The 3206-nt window shown below is 42.7% G+C and carries 4 protein-coding genes; all 4 read left to right on the top strand.

Annotation, left to right across the window (positions count from 1 at the left end; genetic code table 11):
- The first annotated feature begins 39 nt into the window (after positions 1–39).
- On the top strand, positions 40–585 hold the full coding sequence (locus tag VU18_RS15655) for a hypothetical protein (protein WP_152668845.1): 546 nt from the start codon (positions 40–42) through the stop codon (positions 583–585).
- An 11-nt stretch (positions 586–596) separates the two neighbouring features.
- Positions 597–1745: a glycosyltransferase gene (locus VU18_RS15650; RefSeq protein WP_233499934.1), complete on the top strand. Its 1149-nt coding sequence runs from the start codon at positions 597–599 to the stop codon at positions 1743–1745.
- 25 nt (positions 1746–1770) lie between these two features.
- Positions 1771–2931 (top strand): glycosyltransferase family 4 protein, encoded by a 1161-nt coding sequence (locus VU18_RS15645; protein ID WP_047758463.1) that lies wholly within the window; start codon positions 1771–1773, stop codon positions 2929–2931.
- On the top strand, positions 2928–3206 hold a 279-nt coding region (locus VU18_RS15640), incomplete at its 3' end, for an SDR family NAD(P)-dependent oxidoreductase (RefSeq protein WP_047758462.1). The genes VU18_RS15645 and VU18_RS15640, both read left to right, overlap by 4 nt.

Raw genomic sequence — 3206 nt, 5'->3', positions numbered from 1 at the left:
TTTTATCATCGGCTTTAACATTTGAGGCAGGGACTAGCTTTGGGGGTGTATTTGACCGGAATAGCTTTGAATGGGAGAAAAGGGTTACTTGTACGTCTTTTATCTCCTTTTGTGCATACATCCCTCTGGTTTACTGTGCTGGTGGAGTTTTATGAACATGTAACTAGTAAGTTACGATTATCTTTCTTTATTAAGGCTGCATTGTTCGCTGCACTAATATTGGCAGGAATCTTTTTTTTACCTACTATCATTCAAATGACTGGAGATAGGCGTTTCACTGAGTATCAGTTTGATATGGCACAATCAAGTTCGTTTTTGGGGTTTATGTGGTGGTTTATTTTAGGGACGCTGTTCTTTATAGGAAGAAAAAGAAACAATATTTCTGATTTAGGAACCTATGGAATATTATTCTATCTAGCGTCATACTTTTTTTTAGATTTTGGAGCGAGAGTATTTGAAAATTTTGTCCCTTTGATACTAGTATCCATGTTAAATTCAACAAAAGATTTTAAAGTTTTATTTGGTTGTTTGATGTTTTTTTATGGTTTGGTAGCATGGTATTTCAGAGGTGGATTAGTATTTTAGGGAAAACTTTGATGGAGATGAAAAAAATGAAGTGCAAATACAAACTCATTCACCTCATCACCGGCCTCAACACGGGCGGAGCAGAGATGATGCTGTACCGGTTGTTGTCCAAAATCGATCGTAACAAGTTCGAGGTTTCCGTGATTTCGTTGACTGATGTCGGTCCGGTGGGGGAAAAGATTAAAGAATTAGATATTCCAGTCATTGGGTTGGGGATGAAACGAGGAGTCCCGAACCCGATTTTTTTGTTGAAATTGGCCAGCATCTTAAAAAAAGAAAAGCCCGATGTATTGCAAACATGGATGTATCATGCCAACTTGTTGGGCCTTTTGGCTGGGAGATTGGCAGGCGTTAAGAATATTATCTGGGGCATTCACCACAGCAACTTGGATCCCAAAATCGAGAAAAGACAAACGATTGCCGTGGCGAAATGGTGCGGTGTATTGTCTCGTTTCTCTAGCAAAATCATCTGTTGTTCCCATGCCTCACTCCAATGTCACGAACAATTAGGGTATAGCAGGGACAAAATGATGGTCATCCCCAACGGCTTCGATATAGGATTGTTTCAACCGAACCGTCATTCCAAATCCTTATTGAAGGAGCTTTTCTTGGCGGATGATTGTTTGTTGGTCGGCCATGCGGCGCGTTGGCATGGTCAAAAAGACCATCCTACTTTAATCAAAGCAGCGAGAATGGTAGTGGACAAGTTGCCGAATGTCCATTTTGTGTTATGTGGAGATGGGGTCACGCACGAAAATGAAACATTGTCAGCTCTTATCAGACAGGAAGGAATCGAAAAACATGTCCATTTGCTGGGGAGAAGAAATGACATTCATACGTTAATGCCCCAGTTTGACGTGTATGTTTCTTCTTCAAAAGCAGGAGAGGCGTTTCCAATCGTATTGGGCGAAGCTATGGCTTGCGAAGTTCCTTGCGTCACGACAGACGTTGGGGATTCAGCTTATATTGTCGGTGATACGGGTTTTGTTGTGCCTCCTGAACATCCGCAAGTGCTGGCGGATGCGATTGTACGATGCCTCAGCCTTCCAACTGAAGAGCGCAAACAGTTGGGCAAGAAGGCAAGGCAACGGGTGGAGGAGCATTTTGCGTTGGATTTAGTAGTAGAGAAGTATGAGAATGTTTATCAATCCTTGTTGTAAAATTCAGTGAAAAGGTGCGTCAGCGATGATCAAAGTCGCCCATGTTTGTACGTCGAGTTACAGTCATAAAATATTGGTTGACAAATTAGCGTTATTAAAGCAAAAAGGGTATGAGATTCACCTTGTTTCTTCCGAGGAAGGGTACAACGAAGCATTGATGCAGAACTACGATTTCAAACTGCATTTTATTCCGATGAATCGCCAAATTCATGTGTTCGATGATATGGTGTCTATTTTTCGAATGACCCAATTGTTCCGTAAAGAGAAGTATCAAATTGTTCACACTCATACAGCGAAGGCGGGGATCATCGGGCGTATGGCAGGGAGGTTGGCTGGCGTCCCTGTCGTGGTTCATACAAGCCATGGGTTGCCTTTTTATGAGGGGCAGAGCAAGCTTAAGTATTATACGTATCGCTTTCTTGAGAAAATCGGCGCTTGGTTTTGTGACGCGATCGCCTCGCAAAATCGGGAAGATATGAAAAAAATTGAGCAATATGCTCCGCGCCAACGTGTGTATTATGAGGGGAACGGGGTGGATTTATCTAAGCTGGATGACCGAAATAACCATATAAGCTGTGAGCAGCTTACGGCCTTGAAAAATCGGTTAGGCATCCCAAATGATCAAAAAGTCATTTTGGTCGGGGCACGATTTGAACCTGTAAAGGATCACTTTTTTTTACTAGAAGGGATCAAGAGGGTCAAAGAACAGCACAGATCCGATTTTGTTTGCCTTTTGGCAGGAGACGGACCGTTGAGAGAGCAAATTCAGCAGCAAATCAAAGACGATCACCTTTCGGATGTCGTCAAAATCATAGGATTTCAAACCGATATTTATCCTTATATCAAGATGGCGGATCTCATTGTGTTAACTTCTGAAAAGGAGGGCGTCCCCCGAATCATTATGGAAGCCATGGCGTTTTCTAAACCTGTCGTGGCTACGAATGTATTAGGGACGAGAGAATTAGTTGTGGATGGAGAAACAGGTGTGTTAGTGGAATACAAGAATGTGGAACAATTGGCTTCAAGCATCCATATGATGTTGAGTGATGAAAGAAAGAGAAGACAGTTTGGAAATAACGGCAGGAGAAGGATTGAAGAGAGTTTTACGGAGGAAATCGTTGTGGAACGAATCGTGAGCATGTATCAACAGTTATGGCAAGTAAAGAAAACGGGGGCATCGATATGATCATTCTTGTCACGGGTGCAGCGGGGTTCATTGGGATGCACTTTGCGAAACGGCTTTTAGAAGAAGGATATGAAGTGGTCGGGATCGATAATTTGAATGATTATTATGATCCTAAGTTGAAAGAGGATCGTGTGTTGGAATTAAAGAAGTATAGCCGTTTTACGTTTGTTCAGCTTGATTTGGCGGATCGGGAGGGGCTTTTTGCGCTTTTTCGCAACTACGCATTTACGCATGTCGTCAACCTTGCCGCGCAGGCTGGGGTACGGTACAGCTTG

Source organism: Geobacillus sp. ZGt-1 (assembly GCF_001026865.1).
GTDB classification, from domain to species: Bacteria; Bacillota; Bacilli; order Bacillales; family Anoxybacillaceae; genus Geobacillus; species Geobacillus thermoleovorans.
This window is presented reverse-complemented; position numbering and strand designations above follow the sequence as displayed.